Below are 1,543 nucleotides of genomic sequence, written 5' to 3' on the forward strand. Positions count from 1 at the left end.
TCAAATCATCCCAGTTCAGGGGGCACTTTCTTCAGTTAGACACTCCGGTCAATGGAAGTTCTATCGGTGGATTCAGGCTAAGGGCAATACCGTTCAGTTAGTGACGGACGATGGTGCATTCTGGTGATGATGTTGGTTGTGGATGATGTTGATGGCGTGCGCGTTTGGCTGCCCACTTGAAGATCTTGCGTTTGACGACGCGAGCGTTCGCACGTAGTCGGCGTGCGGGGTTGATCCGGCGCGCCAGTTTGTCGACGGCGTGATTCCACAATCGGGTGAACCCAGAATGGTCATGAGGGGGAAAAAGAGCTGTGCGACAGTGACCTTCGGGCGACCCGAAGTGCGGCAACGAACGAGACCCGGTCAGGGTCGTGCCCGCCGGCGGTGGCGGCATCGAGCATCAGGGTGCGAATCGCGTAGTGACAGCACAGGTGCCCCCAGATTTCCTGCAACACCAGCGGCGGGGACTTCGACCGCAGAACCTTCCGTGGGCCGCGTTGATGAGTTTTCAGTTCGTCGAAGGTGTTCTCGATTTCCCATCGCTGCGCGTAGGCGAGAGCAAGGTCTTCGGCGGCGGCTTCCTCGGGGTCGAGGATCGTGGTCAGCAGCCGGTACTGTTCGGGGTTCTCCCGCCCGTCATCGAGGGTGTAGTCGATCACCCGGACCAGTAGCGGTGTTCGGTGTTGCCGATCCTTCCCCGACGTCGGGATGATCCGTGCCAGCCAGGACCCGTCGTCGAGAGTCTCCAGATGTCGGGGTGAGAGGGTAGATTTCACTCTCCACAACAGGTCCGCGCCGCTGGCGGCGGCGCGGGTCCACATGTCGAATCCGTAGAAACCTCGATCGGCGAGCAGCAGCATCCCCGGCTCGAGCCGGTCGATCAGATTGTTCGCCAACTCCCGTTCCGAGGTGCGGTACGACCCGATTTCGGCGTCGAAGACGGCGTGGGTGCCGCATTCGGCGACGGCGACCAGCTTCGCTTGCGGGAACGCGGACTGCTCACCCCGGCTCGACGGCGGCCGCCCGAAATGCTCGTCGTTCGCCGGCGTGTCCGGCAGGTCGAGGCAGGTGCCGTCGATAGCCACCAATCTGCGTCCCGCGAACCATGATCCTGGGGTGTCCGCCCCAGCGAGCGGTCGGGCGACCCGGCGGAACAACTCCCGGACCGGTTCGTGACCCAGGCGTGAACGGGCTTGGAAGATAGCCGATTTCGTCGGCGGAGTCCAGGTCTTCGACCATCCCGACGACCACGACAATCCGTCGGTGAGCTGCGCGAAGACCTCCTCGTAGGAGCCTTCCGCATTCAATGCCATCCCAATCGAAAAGTATGCCGTCACCCGCGCCGTCAACGTTCGACTGCGCTGCTCGGTGCGACCGCAGTCGGCGATTACCTCGTCGACCAGGTCGGCAGGAAACACCCTGGTCAACAAGCCGACCGACACCACATCCGACAGCCGGCGGTCCGAGGCCGGTTTCACCCATCCACTACGAGGCACACCTCACCATACCTCATGAGTCACTAACTGAACGGTATTGAGGCTAA

At 62.1% G+C, this 1,543-nt stretch carries 1 protein-coding gene; it reads right to left on the reverse strand.

The window, feature by feature from the left end; translation table 11 throughout:
- Positions 1-290: 290 nt before the first annotated feature.
- Entirely contained in the window at positions 291-1,496 is a 1,206-nt protein-coding gene (locus tag AC1Q6C_RS33570) for an IS4 family transposase (protein WP_492667124.1), read from the reverse strand.
- Positions 1,497-1,543 lie beyond the last annotated feature (47 nt).

The sequence above is a fragment of the Rhodococcus sp. MT28 genome, from assembly GCF_058792695.1.